This is a genomic window from Gordonia sp. NB41Y, assembly GCF_030718915.1.
GTDB lineage: Bacteria > Actinomycetota > Actinomycetes > Mycobacteriales > Mycobacteriaceae > Gordonia > Gordonia desulfuricans.
The window spans coordinates 355,561-371,613 of record NZ_CP132196.1 but is presented as its reverse complement, the minus strand read 5'-3'; the positions used below and the strand labels follow the sequence as shown (position 1 = coordinate 371,613).

Below are 16,053 nucleotides of genomic sequence, written 5' to 3'. Positions count from 1 at the left end.
CGGTCCGAAGGCCGTGCGACACGCGCAACGTGCGCATCGACTTCCGAATTTTCGGTTCTGGTCCCAGTTGTCACACAGGTCTCAGTCGTTCGGCACCCCTCGTCGCGTCTCACCGGCCACCACGCAGCCCGTTGATCTCGCGACACGCCTCTCACCAGGCACTTTGTTCGCAACCCGGTACCGGGATGGGGTAGCGTCGGGATCGACCGGACCCGATCCGCACCGACGTTCGACGGCGTGTGTACATCACGGCCGTCGCGGCGTTCACCAGGGGTGGGCCTCGCAAATGCCAGCTCACGTGGGTACGGTCGCTTTCGCCGCACCAATCGGCGAGTGCCGGGCAACCAACCCGCTGCACCCACGCCGAGCGGCCACACGCCACCGGGCACCACTTGGTGCCGGTGCAGTCCAGATGATCGAGAACGAAAGACGGAGGACCCCGTGGCGCTTCCCCAGTTGACCGACGAGCAGCGCGCCGCTGCGTTGGAGAAGGCCGCTGCCGCCCGCCGAGTGCGCGCCGAGCTCAAAGAGCGCCTCAAGCGTGGTGGCACCGACCTCAAGCAGGTGCTCAAGGACGCCGAAGAAGATGAGATCCTGGGCAAGATGAAGGTCTCGGCCCTGCTCGAGGCCCTGCCGAAGGTCGGCAAGGTCAAGGCACAGGAGATCATGACCGAGCTGGAGATCGCTCCGACCCGCCGCCTGCGTGGTCTCGGCGATCGTCAGCGCAAGGCGCTCCTCGAGAAGTTCAGCTCCTGATCGACGCCGAGACAGGCAGCGTGAACGGAGCAATACAGCCCGCACGGGCGAGGGGTCGACTGGTTGTTCTGGTCGGCCCCTCTGCCGTGGGCAAGTCCACCGTGGTCGCCCGGGTCAAGGACCTCGTCCCCGACCTGTGGTTCAGCGTCTCGGCGACCACCCGCGACCCGCGACCCGGTGAGGTCGACGGACGCGACTACCACTTCGTCACCCGCGCGGAGTTCGACCGGATGATCGACGCCGACGAACTCCTCGAATGGGCCGACATCCACGGCGGCCTGCAGCGGTCGGGAACCCCGCTGCGCCCGGTCTCCGATGCCCTCGACTCGGGGGTTCCGGTACTGCTCGAGGTCGACCTCGTCGGTGCCCGCAACATCCGCCGGCGCCTGCCCGAGGCGATCCTGGTGTTCCTCGCACCGCCGAGCTGGGACGTCCTGGTCGCCCGGCTGACCGGCCGCGGCACCGAGACACCCGAGGCGATCGAGCGTCGACTGGCCACCGCGCGCACCGAGATGGCCGCCCAGGACGAGTTCGACCACGTCCTCGTGAACAGCCGAGTCGACCAGGTGGCCGATGAATTGGTATCCTTGCTGGTCGGACACGATCAGCTCGATCCGGCGCCTGCCCTGGAGCACAGCAGCGGCGACCGCCCCGACTGATCCGATCCACCGACCACCGTCGGACGCGTCTGTTCTCGCCCGACCCATCCACGACCAATGCAGGAGTTCGCGTGAGCACGCCGACCAACTTCGAATCCACCGAGATCACCGACGCACCGGTCTACGACACCCCGCTGGGTATCACCAACCCGCCGATCGACGACCTCCTCGAGCGTGCGTCGTCGAAGTACGCGCTGGTGATCTACGCGGCCAAGCGTGCCCGTCAGATCAACGACTACTACAACCAGCTCGGCGACGGCATCCTCGAGTACGTCGGCCCGCTGGTGGAGCCGGGTCTGCAGGAGAAGCCGCTGTCGATCGCCATGCGTGAGATCCACTCCGACCTGCTCGAGCACACCGAGGGCGAGTAACGAGAACGCGGCGGGGCGCGCACATGACCGCACAGTCGGCAACCACGCCGGCCCCGGTGACCCGGGGTCGCAAGCGCATCCTGATCGGTGTGGGCGGCGGTATCGCCGCCTACAAGGTGTGCTCGCTGATCCGGCATTTCACCGAGGCGGGCCACGACGTCCACGTCGCCCCCACCCGGGCGGCGCTGGAGTTCATCGGCGCGGCCACCTTCGAGGCGCTCAGCGGTAACCCGGTCAGCACCGAGGTGTTCGACGCCGTCGACGAGGTGCGCCACGTCCGGCTCGGCCAGGAGGCAGACCTCGTCGTCATCGCGCCGGCCACCGCCGACCTGATGGCCCGCGCCGCCGCAGGCCGCGCCGACGACCTGCTGACCGCATCCCTGCTGGTGGTCCGATGTCCGGTGCTGTTCGTGCCGGCGATGCACACCGAGATGTGGCAGCATCCGGCCACCCAGGCCAATGTCGCGACCCTGCGTGAGCGGGGCACCACCGTGATGACCCCGGCGTCGGGCCGACTCACCGGCGCCGACAGCGGTCCCGGACGGCTGCCCGAACCGCAGGAGATCGCGCTGGTCGCCGAGCTGCTGCTCGACCGCCCCGACGCCCTCCCGTACGACCTCGCCGGCCTGCGTGTGCTGATCAGTGCGGGCGGTACCCGCGAACCGCTCGACCCGGTCCGCTTCCTCGGCAACCACAGTTCCGGCAAGCAGGGTTATGCCCTCGGCCGGGCCGCCGCACAACGCGGCGCCGAGGTCACCATCGTGGCCGGTACGGTCAGCGCCGCGGGCGATCCGGCAGGCGTCGACATCGTCGGTGTCGGCAGTGCCGAGCAGATGGCCACCGAGATGACCAAGCGGGCCGCCGACGCCGACGTGGTGATCATGGCCGCCGCGGTCGCCGACTTCCGGCCGGTCTCGATGGCCGACGCGAAGATCAAGAAGGGCGATCAGGGGCCCGCCCCGATCGAACTCACCACCAATCCCGACATCCTCCGCGGCCTCGTCGAGGCCCGCACCGAGGGGTGGATCGCGGCGTCGACGGTGATCGTCGGATTCGCCGCGGAGACCGGCGACGAGACCGGTGGGGTCCTCGATCACGGTCGCGCCAAGTTCAAGCGCAAGGGATGCGACCTGCTCGTCGTCAACGCGGTCGGCAACGGCAAGGCGTTCGGCACCGAGGACAACACCGGCTGGCTGCTGTCGTCGGGCGGTGAGGAGACGGCACTTCCGCCGGGATCCAAAACACTCATGGCGAGCCGAATCCTTGACGAGATCCGCACGCTCGTGCCTGATGAGACCGAGAACTGACACGCGTTCTCGTTCTGCCACTCCCGGCAGCGCAGGCTGCGCTGCCACTGTGTACGTTTGAAGCCACGACCGGCGACGCGGACGTCGCCGACACCACCCTGAGAGGATCCGATGACCAGCTCCGCGTCACGCCTTTTCACCAGCGAGTCCGTCACCGAAGGGCACCCGGACAAGATCTGTGACGCGATCAGCGACTCGATCCTGGACGCGATCCTCACCGAGGACCCCAAGGCCCGCGTGGCAGTGGAGACCCTGGTCACCACCGGACAGGTGCACGTCGCCGGTGAGGTCACCACCACCGCCTACGTCGACATCCCCGGCATCGTCCGCGCCAAGATCCTCGACATCGGCTACGACTCGTCCACCAAGGGCTTCGACGGTGCCTCCTGCGGCGTGAACGTCGCCATCGGCGCCCAGTCGCCGGACATCGCCGGCGGCGTGTTCAACTCGCACGAGAACCGCAGCGGCATCTCCGAGGACGAGATCGACGCACAGGGTGCGGGCGACCAGGGCCTGATGTTCGGGTACGCCACCAACGAGACCCCCGAGCTGATGCCGGTCCCGATCGCGCTGGCCCATCGCCTGTCGCGTCGCCTGACCGAGGTCCGCAAGAACGGCACCCTGCCGTACCTGCGCCCGGACGGCAAGACCCAGGTCACCATCGAGTACCAGGACGACAAGCCGGTCCGGCTCGACACCGTGGTGGTCTCCACCCAGCACGCCGCCGACATCGACCTCGAGAACATGCTCACCCCCGACATCCGCACCGAGGTGCTCGAGTCGGTGTTCGCCGAGCTGGAACTGCCCACCCTCGACACCTCCGACGTGCGGCTGCTGGTCAACCCGACCGGCAAGTTCGTCCTCGGTGGCCCGATGGGTGACGCCGGCCTGACCGGCCGCAAGATCATCGTCGACACCTACGGCGGCATGGCCCGCCACGGTGGCGGTGCGTTCTCCGGCAAGGACCCGTCGAAGGTCGACCGCAGCGCCGCGTACGCGATGCGCTGGGTGGCCAAGAACGCCGTCGCCGCCGGTCTCGCCGACCGCATCGAGGTGCAGGTCGCCTATGCCATCGGCAAGGCCGCCCCGGTGGGTCTGTTCGTCGAGACCTTCGGCACCGAGAAGACCGACCCGGTCAAGATCCAGCAGGCGATCGCCGAGATCTTCGACCTGCGTCCGCTCGCGATCATCCGCGACCTGGACCTGCTGCGTCCGATCTACGGGCCGACCGCCGCCTACGGTCACTTCGGCCGCACCGACGTCGATCTGCCGTGGGAGCGCACCGACCGCGCCGAGAAGCTGCGCGCGGCAGCCGGACTCTAAGTCCCGGGCCGTTCGTGGCCGATACCGCGAAGGGCAGTCGTACCGGCGAGGCCGAGATCGCGACGGACCCCGAGGCCGTGACGGACCTGGACGCCGTGACGGACCTGGACGCCGTGACGGATCAGGACACCGCACCCGGCAGCACGACCGACCCCGACAGCACGACCGACAGCACCGGCGGTACGCGCAAGCGTGCCGCCGGTGCTCGTGCGCGTGCCCCGCAGGCGCCGATCGCCAAGGTCCTGCCGATGCTGGGTCTCACCCACCTCGACCGGCCGTTCGACTACCTCGTCGACGCCGAGCAGGACGAGTCCGCCGTCCCCGGCGTGCGGGTGCGGGTGCGGTTCTCCGGACGTCTGGTCGACGGCTTCCTGCTCGACCGGGTCGACCACTCCGACCACAAGGGACGTCTCGGCTGGCTCGACCGGGTGGTCTCCGCAGAACCGGTGCTGTCCACCGAACTGGCCGGGGTGTGCCGTGCGGTCGCCGACCGCTACGCCGGGACCATGTCCGATGTGTTGCGCCTGGCGGTGCCGCCGCGGCATGCCCGCACCGAGGCGCAGCCCACGCCCGAACCCACCACCGACATCGTCGTCCCGGATCGCAGCGCCTGGCAGCGTTACCGCGCGGGGGCGTCGTTCCTGGAATCGCTGACGAGCGGACATCCGCGTGCGGTGTGGCAGGCGCTGCCGGGGGAGGACTGGCCGCAACGGCTCGCCGACCTGGCCGCGATCACCGCGGCCGCCGGTCGCGGGGTGGTGATCGTGGTGCCCGACCAGCGTGATCTCGACCGCCTGTCGGCTGCCTGCGAACCACTGCTCGGCGACCGGTGTGTCACGTTGTCGGCCGGGCTGGGACCCACCGCCCGCTATCGGCGGTGGCTGTCGGTGCGCCGGGGGGCCGCCGATGTCGTCCTCGGTACCCGCAGCGCGATCTTCGCGCCCGTCCACGACCTGGGGCTGATCGTCGTCTTCGACGACGGCGACGACTCGCTCAACGAACCGCGCGCCCCGTACCCGCATCCCCGCGAGGTGGCGGTGTTGCGCGCCCACCACCAGCAGGCGGCGCTGGTGATCGGCGGATTCGCCCGCACCACCGAGGCACAGTCGCTGGTGGCGTCGGGCTGGGCGCACGACCTCGTCGCCGACCGCCCGCTGGTTCGCGACCGCATGCCCGCGGTGGAGGCCATCTCCGACGAGGACGTGCGGATCGCCCGCGATCCTCTCGCCCGTACCGCCCGCATCCCCGCGACCGCCTTCGACGCCGCCCGTAAGGCCGTTGCCGCCGACGCGCCGGTGCTGTTCTCGGTACCCCGTCGCGGCTACATCCCGTCGCTGGCGTGCGCGAAATGCCGCTCCCACGCGCGTTGCCGTGCCTGTCACGGACCGCTGCAGATGGACGCCGACGGCGGCCTGACCTGCCGGTGGTGCGGCCGGCACGAAGCCCGGTTCCGGTGCCCGGAATGCGGCGCCACCACGATCCGCGCACTCACCCTCGGTGCCCGCCGCACCGCCGAGGAGCTCGGCCGTGCCTTCGCCGGGGTGCCGGTGGTGACCAGTGGCGGATCGACCATCGTCGACGTCCTCGAGCCCGGCGCCCGGGTGGTGGTGGCCACGCCCGGGGCCGAGCCGGAGGCGCCCGGCGGCTACGGTGCCGCGGTGGTCCTGGACACGTGGGCGCAGCTCGACCGCGCCGACCTGCGGGCCGACGAGGACACCGTCCGACGCTGGATGGCGATCGGTGCGCGCGTGCGGCCCCGCGGCGACGGCGGTCGGCTGATCATCGTCGCCGACGCGGGACTGACGCCCGTGCAGGCGGTGATCCGGTGGGATCCGGTCGGCTTCGCCGCCGCCGAACTCGACCACCGAGGCGAACTGGGCTTCCCGCCGGCGGTGACGATGGCGTCGGTCGACGGCCCGGCCGCGCTGGTCAGCGGCTTCATCGACCTGCTCGAACTGCCCGACGGCGCCGACACCCTGGGTCCGGTCCCGCTGCCCGACGGTGTCCGCCCCCCGGCAGGCAGCGAGGACTGGGAACGTTCGGCGGCCGCGGGCAGCGTCGGCGGAGGCGGTCGGGGTGGCCCCGGTACGGCGGCCGGTGGCGGCGGATTCGGGGGCGGTGGATTCGGTGCAGGTGGCGGCGAGATCGAACGCGTGCTGGTGCGCACCGACCGCAGACACGGACGCGCCCTCGCCCAGGCGCTCACCGCGGCACAGGTGCGGCGGAACGCGGCGCACGAGACCGGGCCGATCCGGGTGCAGATCGACCCGCCTACCATCGGATGAGCCCCCGAACCCAGGTTCCGGGGTGGACAATCGTGCACAACCAGGCCAAGTGGAGGCAGACAGCGTGAGGATCGTGTTCGCGGGCACACCCGAGGTGGCCGTACCGTCGTTACGGCGACTCGTCGAGGGACCCGAACACGAGGTGGTCGGCGTGATCTCCCGGCCCGACGCGGTGTCCGGCCGGGGGCGCAAGGTGCATCGTGCCCCGGTCGCCGAACTCGCCGACGCCCACGGCATCCCGGTGATCACCCCGCGCCGTCTCGGCGAGCCGGAGGTCCTCGAGACCCTGACCGCGTGGGCGCCCGACGCCGGGGCGGTCGTCGCCTACGGCGGGCTCGTCCCGCCGTCGCTGCTGGATCTGCCCACCCACGGCTGGATCAACCTGCACTTCTCGGTGCTACCCGCCTGGCGCGGTGCGGCGCCGGTGCAGGCGTCGATCGCCGCCGGCGAGACCACCACCGGCGCCAGCACCTTCCGGCTGGAGAAGGGCCTCGACACCGGCCCGGTGTACGGGGTGCTCACCGAGACCATCCGCGACACCGACACCTCCGGGGACCTGCTCGGCCGCCTCGCCGACGTCGGATCGGGTCTGCTGGTGGACACGTTGTCCGGGATCGAATCCGGCACGCTCGTCCCGGTTCCGCAGCCCGCCGAGGGCGTCAGCCACGCCGCCAAGGTGGAGGTCGACGACGCCCGCGTGCGCTGGGATCTGCCCGCCCACATCGTCGATCGCCGGATTCGTGCGCACACCCCGGCACCCGGCGCCTGGACCACCCTGGGCGATGCCCGGCTGAAGCTGGGTCCGGTCACCCCGTCCACGGGCGAGCCGCAGGCACCCACCGAGCTCGCCCCGGGCGCGCTCGCGATCACCAAGAAGGCCGTCTACGTCGGCACCGCGACCGTCCCGGTGCGGTTGGGATCGGTTCAGGCGCCGGGTAAGAAACCGATGCCGGCCACCGACTGGGCACGTGGGGCCCGTCCGGATGAGGGGAGTGTGCTCGGATGAGCAGGCCAGGGAGTTCACGTTCGTACGGGTCACGATCGGAGGGTGCGCGATCCGGGGGGCGTCCGGCGCGAGGTGGGCGAGATGCCAAGCGCGACCCCAAGGTCCGCGACAAGACGGTCGATCCGGTGCGCGAGGCCGCCCGCGACGTGCTGCGTGCGGTCCGCGAGCGCGATGCCTATGCCAACCTGATCCTGCCGAAGATGCTGCGAGAGCGGCACATCAGCGGCCGGGACGCGGCGTTGGCCACGGAACTGACCTATGGCACCGCCCGCGCGCAGGGCACGCTCGACGCGGTGATCGCGGCTGCGGCCAACCGGCCGGTCGACGAGATCGACGGCAAGTTGCTCGACGTGCTGCGGCTGGGTACCTATCAGTTGCTGCGAACCCGGATCGGTGCGCACGCTGCGGTCGACACCTCGGTGGATCTCGTTCGCTCGGAGGCCGGGATCGGGCCGAGTGGCTTCGTGAACGCGGTGCTGCGCAAGGTGTCCCAACGGGACGAGGAACTCTGGATCGACCAGCTGGCCCCGCCGATGGCCGACGACCTGATCGGCAATCTCGCCTTCCGCTACGCCCATCCGCGCTGGATCGCCGAGGTGTTCTTCGAGGCACTGGGCCGTTCGGCCGGACAGCTGCAGGCCGCGCTGGCCGCCGACGACGACCGTCCGCCGGTACACCTGGTGGCCCGCCCCGGCTTCATCACCGCCGAAGAACTGGCGCTGACCAGCGGGGGAGAGGTCGGCAGGTACTCGCCGTACTGCGTGTACCTGCCGGGTGGTGATCCCGGTGACGTGGAGGCGATCCGGCAGGGGTACGCCGGTGTGCAGGACGAGGGATCGCAACTGGTCGCCCGCTCGGTCACCATCGCCGACATCGGCACCGACTCCGGCCGGTGGTTGGACATGTGTGCCGGTCCCGGCGGCAAGGCGGCGCTGCTGGGCGCCATCGCCGACATCGATTCCGCACACGTCGACGCCCTGGAGATCAGCGACCACCGGGCCGACCTGATCCGTGGTGTGGTGCGGGACCTGCCGGTGTCGGTGCACGTGGCCGACGCCCGTGACGTCGTCGGGAACACCGGTCTCGAGCCGGGATTCGACCGCATCCTGCTCGATGCTCCGTGTACCGGACTCGGTTCCCTGCGCCGCCGGCCCGAGGCGCGCTGGCGCCGCAAGCCGAGCGACGTGACCGACCTCGTCGCATTGCAGCGCCAGCTGCTCACCGAGGCCATCTCGCTGGTCCGTCCGGGCGGCATCGTCGTGTACTCGACATGCTCACCGCATCCGGCCGAGACCACCGGCCTGGTCGCCGACGTCGTCGGGTCCGTCGACGGTGCCCGTCAGCTCGATGCGCGTGGCCTGGTCGGCGCCGACGACCTCGGCGACGGTCCGCACGTTCAGCTGTGGCCGCACATCCACGGCACCGACGCCATGTTCCTGGCGGCCATCACCAAGGACTGATCGACCCCGGGCGGCATATGGTGGTTGCGCTGGGATCGGATCGACCCGTAACGGCGGCACCAAGATTGGTGGTTGAGCCGGGATCGGATCGACCCGTAACGGCGGCACCAAGATTGGTGGTTGAGCCGGGACCGAGCCGGAAGGGCGAGGACCGTGTCGAAACCTGGTGGGTCGATGGTGTTGGTGACCACCTCGATCGTGGGTCGCCTTGTGAGCCCGGCCGGCGGAGGTTTCGACTCGACTTGTCGCTAGCGCTCCTCGTCGGCTCAACCATCAATGGAACCAACCGTATTGGGCTGAGATGGGCGGTGTCGAAACCTGGTGGGCCGATGGTGTTGGTGACCCGCTCGACGGTGGATTGCGTTCAGAGGTCGGCCGGCGGAGGTTGCGACTTGTAACGGCGGCAACAAGATTGGGTGGTTGAGCCGGGACCGAGCCGGAAGGGCGAGGACCGTGTCGAAACCCGGTGGGCGGACGGTGTCGGTGACCTGCTCGACTGTGGGTTGCGTCGCGAGGTCGGCCGGCGGAGGTTTCGACTTGTAACGGCGGCAACAAGATTGGGTGGTTGAGCCGGGACCGAGCCGGAAGGGCGAGGACCCGTGTCGAAACCCGGTGAGGCAACGGTGTCGGTGACCACCTCGACGGTGGGTCACCTCGTGAGCCCGGCCGGCGGAGGTTTCGACTCGACTTGTCGCCGCGCTCCTCGTCGGCTCAACCATCAACCGCCGTAGGGTGATTGGAGTTGAACTTGGTGGCTGAGCCGGGACCGAACCCGACTGCTCACATGGCGAGTGGTTCCTCGGTGGTGCCGCGCCAGACGTCGACGGCATCGGTGATCGGCAGTCCGACGGCGTCGCAGATGGCGACGACGGTCCCGAAGCTGGGCGTCGCGATCCGTCCGACCTCGATCTTGCGGAGCGTCTCGGGGGAGATCCCGGCGCTGCGGGCCACGGTCTCGGGATCGCGACCGGCGCGGGCACGGCGCAGCAGGGCGCCGAGTCGTCGACCGGAGTCGATCTGTTCAGGGGTCAGCGGCACACGCACCATGTACCGGAGCATACCGGTATTTGTGTACCGGGCGTGCTAGCGTGGTGTCGGTATTGAAATACCGTGACACCTGAGGAGAGACCACGACGTGATGGAACTGAAGACCCCGGCCGAGATCGACAAGATGGCGGTCACCGGCGCATTCGTGGCGGAGGTGCTCGAGACGCTGTCGGCGAAGGCCGAACCCGGCGTCAATGTCCTCGACCTGGAGAAGCACGCCCGCACCATGGTCGCCGATCGCGGTGCCGAGTCGTGTTACTGGGACTACGCCCCGTCCTTCGGCAGCGGGCCGTTCCGCAACGTCATCTGCCTGTCGGTCAACGACGCCGTGCTGCACGGTATGCCCCACGACCACGTGCTCGCCGACGGCGACGTACTCACCCTCGACTTCGCGGTCTCGATCGACGGCTGGGTCGCAGATGCCGCGGTGACCGTCCAGGTGGGTGATTCGCGACCGGAGATCACCACGCTCATCGATTCCACCCGCCGTGCTCTGGCCGCCGGGATCGCCGCCGCGGTCCCGGGCGGACGACTCGGTGACATCTCCGCTGCCATCGGCGCCGTCGCCGCCGAGGGCGGCTACCGGGTCAACACCGACTTCGGCGATCACGGCCTCGGCCACACCATGCACGAGGACCCGCACGTCCCCAACCGCGGTCGCGCCGGGCGCGGCCTCAAGCTCAAGGCCGGCATGACCCTCGCGCTGGAGCCGTGGTGGGGGACGGGCACCGACGAACTCGTCACCGATCCCGACGGCTGGACCCTGCGCCTGGCCGATGGCACACCCGGCGCGCACACCGAGCACACCATCGCGATCACCGACGACGGACCGCGCATCCTGACCCTGCGGGCCTGAGCTGTGGCGCGGGGCCGGCCGGCGTCCTGAGGTGCCGGTCACCTCGCGTCCGGCCCTGCGTCGGGGCAGACCTCCGACCGCGTAAGTTGTCTGCCATGAGTTCCCAGCTTGCCCCGATGATCGCGCCCTCGATCCTGTCGGCAGACTTCGCCAATCTCGCCGCCGAGGCCACCGCGGTCGCGGGCCCTGGACCCTCGCGCGCCGACTGGTTGCACGTGGACGTCATGGACGCCCACTTCGTCCCGAATCTCACCCTCGGACTACCGATCGTGCAGAGCCTGCTCAAGGCCACCGACATCCCGCTCGACTGCCACCTGATGATCGAGGACCCGGCCCGCTGGGCACCGCCGTACGCCGAGGCCGGTGCCCACAACGTGACCTTCCACGCCGAGGCCACCGACAACCCGGTCGCCGTCGCCAAGGACATCCGCGCCGCCGGCGGCAAGGCCGGCCTCGCGATCAAGCCGGGTACCGCCCTCGAGCCGTACCTGGAGATCCTGCGCGACGTCGACACCCTCCTCGTGATGAGCGTCGAACCGGGCTTCGGTGGCCAGAAGTTCATGCCGCAGGTGCTCGACAAGGTGCGCACCGTCCGCAAGCTGGTCGACTCCGGCGATCTGCGTCTGCTGATCGAGATCGACGGCGGTATCGCCGACTCGACGATCGCCGAGGCCGCCGAGGCGGGCGTGGACTGCTTCGTCGCAGGCTCCGCGGTGTACGGCCCGCAGGATGCCGGTGCCGCGGTCGCCGCCCTGCGCGCCAAGGCCGCCGCCCACCGCGCCCGGTGATCCGGATCGGAACGAGTACCTGCCGATGACCGTCGCCCCCGACCGCCTCGCCACGGCCATGCGTCTGGCGATCGACGAATCGGCCGGTGCGCTCGGTCTGTCGCGTCCCAACCCCTCGGTCGGTGCGGTGATCCTCGCCGATGACGGGACCGAGATAGCGCGTGGTCACACGCAGCGGGCCGGCGGACCTCACGCCGAGGTGATGGCATTGCGCGCCGCCGGGTCCGCGGCGCGGGGTGCCACCGCGGTGGTGACCCTGGAACCGTGCAACCACACCGGCCGCACGGGACCGTGCGCACAGGCGCTCATCGACGCCGGTGTCGCGACGGTCGTCTACGCCGTCGGCGATCCCAACCCCACCGCTTCCGGCGGGGCGGCGCGGCTGCGGGATGCGGGCATCGAGGTGATCGCCGGTCTCGGTGAGCGGGACGCGATGTCGGGGCCGTTGCGGGGTTGGCTGTTCCGGCAACGCCACGGCCGTCCACTCGTCACAGCGAAGCTCGCCGCCACCCTCGACGGGCGCATCGCCGCCCCCGACGGCACCAGTCAGTGGATCACCGGCGCGCGGGCCCGGGCCCGCGTCCACCGACAACGCGCGCAGCTCGACGCGATCATCGTGGGTACGGGCACGGTGGTCCGCGACGACCCGGCGCTCACCGCACGACTCCCCGACGGCGCCCTCGCCGATCGTCAACCCATTCGGGTTGCCATGGGGCACAGGGATATCCACGCTGACGCGCGGATCACGTCGTCGGCCGCGGGAGACTTCAGACACGTCCGAAGCCACGACCCGGCCGACGTGCTGGCGGCCCTGCCCGACACCACCTGGGTGCTCGTCGAAGGCGGCCCGAGGATCATCGGGGCCTTCTTGGACGCCGGGTTGGTCGACGAGATCGAGGCCTATGTCGCGCCGACGGTGCTCGGCGCCGGACAGTCGGCGATCGACCGGGCGGCGGTCACCACGTTGTCCGATGCCTCACGACTGCGGCTCGCCGCGGTCGAGCGGATCGGTGACGACGTCCTCCTCACCGCACGCACACAACGCCTGCCGGACTAGTCCGACAGGCGCGAACCGATCGGTCACCGACGCACGCGGTGCCGGTCACTTCTGGGCGGCGGCCTTGCGCTTGGCGCCGTTGCGTCCGATCACCCAGCCGGCGATCAGCCCGCACAACGCGATGATCGTGTAGATCAGCCACTGCCAGGAGGAGATGCTGAGGAAGAGGAAGTCGACGCTGACCTTCTCGCGGTTCTGCACGATGAAGATGATCGCGACAACAACCAGGATCAGGGGGAGCCAAAACCGTTTCAGGAGATCCACGATCACTCCACCGGCCCCTTTGCCGCCCGCCGTCGCGGGGGAGTTCGCAGTACCGTTCGCCATGGTGGCGCCGCCTTCCGACAGTGGTGGATCGAGCGAGTTGTCGACTGCGACAAATCGTATCCCAGCCCACCCACGGCGGAGGAGTGTCAGGGACTGCCGGTGGTTGCGTGTCCCCGCGACGTGCTAGGTTCGATACGTACGTTCTCGGGGCCGGGGTGAAAATCCCCACCGGCGGTGAGTCCCACGCAAGTGAGACCGAGCCCGCGAGCGCTCATCGAGAGGTGAGGACAGCAGATCCGGTGTGAATCCGGAGCCGACGGTCATAGTCCGGATGCGAGAGAACAAGGCGGCGACCCGCGCCGTCCTGTCGGCTTCGAGAGAGAGCAGGACAGGAGGACTGGGTGTTCACCGGTATCGTCGAAGAACTGGGCACCATCGTCGGGCGCGACGAACTCAGCGACGCCGCACGACTCACCATTCGGGGACCATTGGTCACCTCTGACGCCGGTTTCGGCGACTCGATCGCGGTCAACGGCGTCTGTCTGACCGTCGTCGAATACACCGCCGACGAGTTCACCGTCGACGTGATGGCCGAGACCCTGCGTCGGAGTTCGCTGGACCGTCTCGGACCGGGTAGCCCGGTCAATCTCGAACGGGCGATGCCCGCCGGTGGACGCTTCGGCGGTCACATCGTGCAGGGCCACGTCGACGGCACCGGCACCATCGTCGCGATCAGTCCGTCGGAGAACTGGACGGTCGTACGGATCGGTATCGACCGTGCCCTCAGCCGTTACCTCGTCGAGAAGGGATCGATCACCGTCGACGGTGTGTCCCTGACCGTTTCGGCCGTCAGCTCGCCGGCGGCCCCGGCCGCTTCCGACGGTCCCGGTGAATGGTTCGAGATCTCCCTGATCCCCACGACGCTGGGTGAGACCAACCTCGGATCGGCCGCGGTGGGGGCCGTGGTCAACCTCGAGGTCGATGTCATCGCCAAGTACGTCGAGCGTCTCCAGTCCACAGCCGGCACGACCGTGCCCGGCGCAGCAGAGGTGAAGTGATTACCGATGAGTGACAACAAGAACGCGGCCCCCGCTGCCGACGACACCGTCGTCGACGAACCCGCACCGCGCGTCGAACTCGACACCGTCGAGCGTGCGATCGCCGACATCGCGGCCGGCAAGGCCGTGGTGGTGGTCGACGACGAGGACCGCGAGAACGAGGGCGACCTGATCTTCGCCGCCGAGAAGGCCACCCCCGAACTGGTGGCGTTCATGGTGCGCTACACCTCCGGCTATCTGTGTGTGCCGCTCGCCGGGGACGACTGTGATCGTCTCGGGCTGCCACCGATGTACTCGATGAACCAGGACAAGCACGGCACCGCCTACACCGTCACCGTCGACGCCCGCGAGGGCATCGGCACCGGCATCAGCGCCTCCGACCGCGCCACCACCATGCGGCTGCTGGCCGAGCCGTCGTCCACCGCAAATGATTTCACCCGCCCCGGACATGTCGTGCCGCTGCGCGCCAAGGAAGGCGGGGTGCTGCGCCGCCCCGGCCACACCGAGGCCGCCGTCGACCTCGCCCGCCTGGCGGGTCTGGCCCCGGCCGGCGTCATCTGCGAGATCGTCTCGCAGAAGGACGAGGGCTCGATGGCCCAGACCCCCGAGCTGCGTGTCTTCGCCGACGAGCACGATCTGGCGCTGATCTCGATCGCCGACCTGATCGCCTGGCGCCGTCGCAACGAGAAGCATGTCGTGCGTGTCGCCGACGCCCGGATCCCCACCCGCCACGGTGATTTCCGCGCCGTCGGCTACACCAGCATCCACGACGACGTCGAGCACGTCGCCCTGGTGCTCGGTGACATCGCCGGTGCCGACGGCACCGGCAGCGACGTCCTCGTGCGCGTGCACTCCGAGTGCCTGACCGGCGACGTCTTCGGGTCGCTGCGCTGCGACTGTGGTCCGCAGCTCGACGCGGCGATGGAGATGGTCGCCGCCGAGGGCCGCGGCATCGTGCTCTACATGCGCGGCCACGAGGGTCGCGGTATCGGTCTGCTGCACAAGCTGCAGGCCTACCAGCTGCAGGACGCCGGCTCCGACACCGTCGACGCCAACCTGCAGCTCGGCCTGCCCGCGGACTCGCGCGACTACGGTCTCGGCGCCCAGATCCTGGTGGACCTCGGGGTGACCTCGATGCGTCTGCTCACCAACAACCCGGCCAAGCGGGTCGGGCTCGACGGCTACGGCCTGCAGATCGTCGAGCGTGTGCCGATGCCGGTGCGCGCCAACGAGGAGAACCTGCGGTACCTACGTACCAAGCGTGACCGCATGGGTCACGATCTGATCGGACTGGAGAAGTGGGACGGAGTCCCCGCGACCGGAGAGGCGGACCCCGCATGAGCGGTGCCGGTGAACCCACACTCGAACTCGAGGGCGCCGGCGGGCTGAAGCTCGCGATCGTCTCGTCGCAGTGGCACGAGACCATCTGCACCGCGCTGCTCGACGGCGCGCTGCGGGCCGCCAAGCAGCACGGCGTCACCGATCCGACCGTCGTCCAGGTCGCCGGCGCCATCGAACTGCCGGTGATCGTGCAGGCCCTGGCCCGCACCCACGATGCGGTGGTCGCGCTCGGCGTGGTGATCAAGGGGGAGACCCCGCACTTCGACTACGTGTGCGACGCGGTGACCGCGGGCCTGACCCGGGTGTCGCTGGACGAGTCCACCCCCGTCGGCAACGGCGTGCTGACCACCAACACCGAGGCCCAGGCCCTCGCCCGGGCGGGTCTGCCGGATTCTTCCGAGGACAAGGGCGCGCAGGCGACCACCGCGGCCCTGGCCTCGGCGCTGGTCCTGCGGTCCTTGTCGTGACGGGA

Annotated in this window: 16 protein-coding genes and 1 riboswitch; of the genes, 14 read left to right on the top strand and 2 right to left on the bottom strand. The window is 69.9% G+C overall.

The features are described from left to right. Window positions 1–441 precede the first annotated feature (441 nt). From mihF to Q9K23_RS01465, 8 genes are all read left to right on the top strand, one after another. Window positions 442–756: an integration host factor, actinobacterial type gene (mihF, locus tag Q9K23_RS01500; RefSeq protein ID WP_020791706.1), complete on the top strand. Its 315-nt coding sequence runs from the start codon at window positions 442–444 to the stop codon at window positions 754–756. A 20-nt stretch (window positions 757–776) separates the two neighbouring features. Next, window positions 777–1,415, top strand: coding sequence for a guanylate kinase (gene gmk, locus Q9K23_RS01495; RefSeq protein ID WP_169798212.1), 639 nt, complete (start codon window positions 777–779; stop codon window positions 1,413–1,415). A gap of 71 nt (window positions 1,416–1,486) precedes the next feature. Beyond that, window positions 1,487–1,786 (top strand): DNA-directed RNA polymerase subunit omega, encoded by a 300-nt coding sequence (gene rpoZ, locus Q9K23_RS01490; protein WP_020794709.1) that lies wholly within the window; start codon window positions 1,487–1,489, stop codon window positions 1,784–1,786. 23 nt (window positions 1,787–1,809) lie between these two features. Beyond that, a complete protein-coding gene (gene coaBC, locus Q9K23_RS01485) occupies window positions 1,810–3,093 on the top strand; it encodes a bifunctional phosphopantothenoylcysteine decarboxylase/phosphopantothenate--cysteine ligase CoaBC (protein WP_305950355.1) in 1,284 nt (427 codons plus the stop codon). Window positions 3,094–3,204: 111 nt separating this feature from the next. Next, a complete protein-coding gene (gene metK / locus Q9K23_RS01480) occupies window positions 3,205–4,416 on the top strand; it encodes a methionine adenosyltransferase (protein ID WP_020792797.1) in 1,212 nt (403 codons plus the stop codon). A gap of 248 nt (window positions 4,417–4,664) precedes the next feature. Beyond that, complete coding sequence (locus Q9K23_RS01475) at window positions 4,665–6,701, top strand: primosomal protein N' (RefSeq protein WP_305950526.1); 2,037 nt, start codon at window positions 4,665–4,667, stop codon at window positions 6,699–6,701. A 64-nt stretch (window positions 6,702–6,765) separates the two neighbouring features. Then, entirely contained in the window at window positions 6,766–7,707 is a 942-nt protein-coding gene (fmt, locus tag Q9K23_RS01470) for a methionyl-tRNA formyltransferase (protein ID WP_053776549.1), read from the top strand. Continuing rightward, window positions 7,704–9,167, top strand: coding sequence for a transcription antitermination factor NusB (locus Q9K23_RS01465; RefSeq protein WP_053776486.1), 1,464 nt, complete (start codon window positions 7,704–7,706; stop codon window positions 9,165–9,167). Before fmt ends, Q9K23_RS01465 begins: the two co-directional genes overlap by 4 nt. Before the next feature lie 780 nt (window positions 9,168–9,947). Here Q9K23_RS01465 and Q9K23_RS01460 read toward each other — a convergent pair. Further along, window positions 9,948–10,214 carry a helix-turn-helix transcriptional regulator gene (locus Q9K23_RS01460; protein ID WP_020793303.1) on the bottom strand — a complete coding sequence of 89 codons (267 nt, stop codon included), beginning with the start codon at window positions 10,212–10,214 and terminating at the stop codon, window positions 9,948–9,950. An 88-nt stretch (window positions 10,215–10,302) separates the two neighbouring features. On the opposite strand from Q9K23_RS01460, the gene map reads away from it, so the two are divergent. The 3 genes from map to ribD all read left to right on the top strand — a co-directional run bounded on the left by map (window position 10,303) and on the right by ribD (window position 12,915). Further along, on the top strand, window positions 10,303–11,070 hold the full coding sequence (gene map / locus Q9K23_RS01455; protein WP_053776487.1) for a type I methionyl aminopeptidase: 768 nt from the start codon (window positions 10,303–10,305) through the stop codon (window positions 11,068–11,070). Between the two features lie 95 nt (window positions 11,071–11,165). Continuing rightward, complete coding sequence (gene rpe, locus Q9K23_RS01450) at window positions 11,166–11,858, top strand: ribulose-phosphate 3-epimerase (RefSeq protein ID WP_053776488.1); 693 nt, start codon at window positions 11,166–11,168, stop codon at window positions 11,856–11,858. 25 nt (window positions 11,859–11,883) lie between these two features. Continuing rightward, window positions 11,884–12,915 carry a bifunctional diaminohydroxyphosphoribosylaminopyrimidine deaminase/5-amino-6-(5-phosphoribosylamino)uracil reductase RibD gene (gene ribD, locus Q9K23_RS01445; protein WP_305950354.1) on the top strand — a complete coding sequence of 344 codons (1,032 nt, stop codon included), beginning with the start codon at window positions 11,884–11,886 and terminating at the stop codon, window positions 12,913–12,915. Window positions 12,916–12,960: 45 nt separating this feature from the next. On the opposite strand, the gene Q9K23_RS01440 is transcribed toward ribD, so the two are convergent. Continuing rightward, the gene (locus Q9K23_RS01440; protein WP_053776489.1) at window positions 12,961–13,242 is read right to left on the bottom strand and encodes a hypothetical protein; all 282 of its coding nucleotides are present in this window, start codon (window positions 13,240–13,242) and stop codon (window positions 12,961–12,963) included. Window positions 13,243–13,378: 136 nt separating this feature from the next. Further along, a riboswitch (FMN riboswitch) is annotated at window positions 13,379–13,529 on the top strand. Between the two features lie 54 nt (window positions 13,530–13,583). Here Q9K23_RS01440 and Q9K23_RS01435 point away from each other — a divergent pair. Genes Q9K23_RS01435 through ribH form a run of 3 tightly spaced genes read left to right on the top strand, consistent with a single transcriptional unit; the run spans window position 13,584 to window position 16,048 of the window. Next, window positions 13,584–14,240: a riboflavin synthase gene (locus Q9K23_RS01435; protein ID WP_020793687.1), complete on the top strand. Its 657-nt coding sequence runs from the start codon at window positions 13,584–13,586 to the stop codon at window positions 14,238–14,240. A gap of 6 nt (window positions 14,241–14,246) precedes the next feature. Beyond that, window positions 14,247–15,581, top strand: a complete 1,335-nt coding sequence (locus Q9K23_RS01430; RefSeq protein ID WP_053776490.1) for a bifunctional 3,4-dihydroxy-2-butanone-4-phosphate synthase/GTP cyclohydrolase II — start codon at window positions 14,247–14,249, stop codon at window positions 15,579–15,581. Continuing rightward, window positions 15,578–16,048 (top strand): 6,7-dimethyl-8-ribityllumazine synthase, encoded by a 471-nt coding sequence (ribH, locus tag Q9K23_RS01425; RefSeq protein WP_053776491.1) that lies wholly within the window; start codon window positions 15,578–15,580, stop codon window positions 16,046–16,048. The genes Q9K23_RS01430 and ribH overlap by 4 nt, the downstream gene beginning before the upstream one ends. Window positions 16,049–16,053: the final 5 nt, after the last annotated feature.

Excerpts from the sequence above, each read along its gene's own strand:
- Q9K23_RS01465 (WP_053776486.1), top strand. The coding sequence starts at position 7,704 with ATGAGCAGGCCAGGGAGTTCACGTTCGTACGGGTCACGATCGGAGGGT.
- Q9K23_RS01460 (WP_020793303.1), bottom strand. The coding sequence starts at position 10,214 with ATGGTGCGTGTGCCGCTGACCCCTGAACAGATCGACTCCGGTCGACGA.
- metK (WP_020792797.1), top strand. The coding sequence starts at position 3,205 with ATGACCAGCTCCGCGTCACGCCTTTTCACCAGCGAGTCCGTCACCGAA.
- Q9K23_RS01440 (WP_053776489.1), bottom strand. The coding sequence starts at position 13,242 with ATGGCGAACGGTACTGCGAACTCCCCCGCGACGGCGGGCGGCAAAGGG.
- ribD (WP_305950354.1), top strand. The coding sequence starts at position 11,884 with ATGACCGTCGCCCCCGACCGCCTCGCCACGGCCATGCGTCTGGCGATC.
- rpe (WP_053776488.1), top strand. The coding sequence starts at position 11,166 with ATGAGTTCCCAGCTTGCCCCGATGATCGCGCCCTCGATCCTGTCGGCA.
- coaBC (WP_305950355.1), top strand. The coding sequence starts at position 1,810 with ATGACCGCACAGTCGGCAACCACGCCGGCCCCGGTGACCCGGGGTCGC.
- ribH (WP_053776491.1), top strand. The coding sequence starts at position 15,578 with ATGAGCGGTGCCGGTGAACCCACACTCGAACTCGAGGGCGCCGGCGGG.
- Q9K23_RS01430 (WP_053776490.1), top strand. The coding sequence starts at position 14,247 with ATGAGTGACAACAAGAACGCGGCCCCCGCTGCCGACGACACCGTCGTC.
- Q9K23_RS01475 (WP_305950526.1), top strand. The coding sequence starts at position 4,665 with ATGCTGGGTCTCACCCACCTCGACCGGCCGTTCGACTACCTCGTCGAC.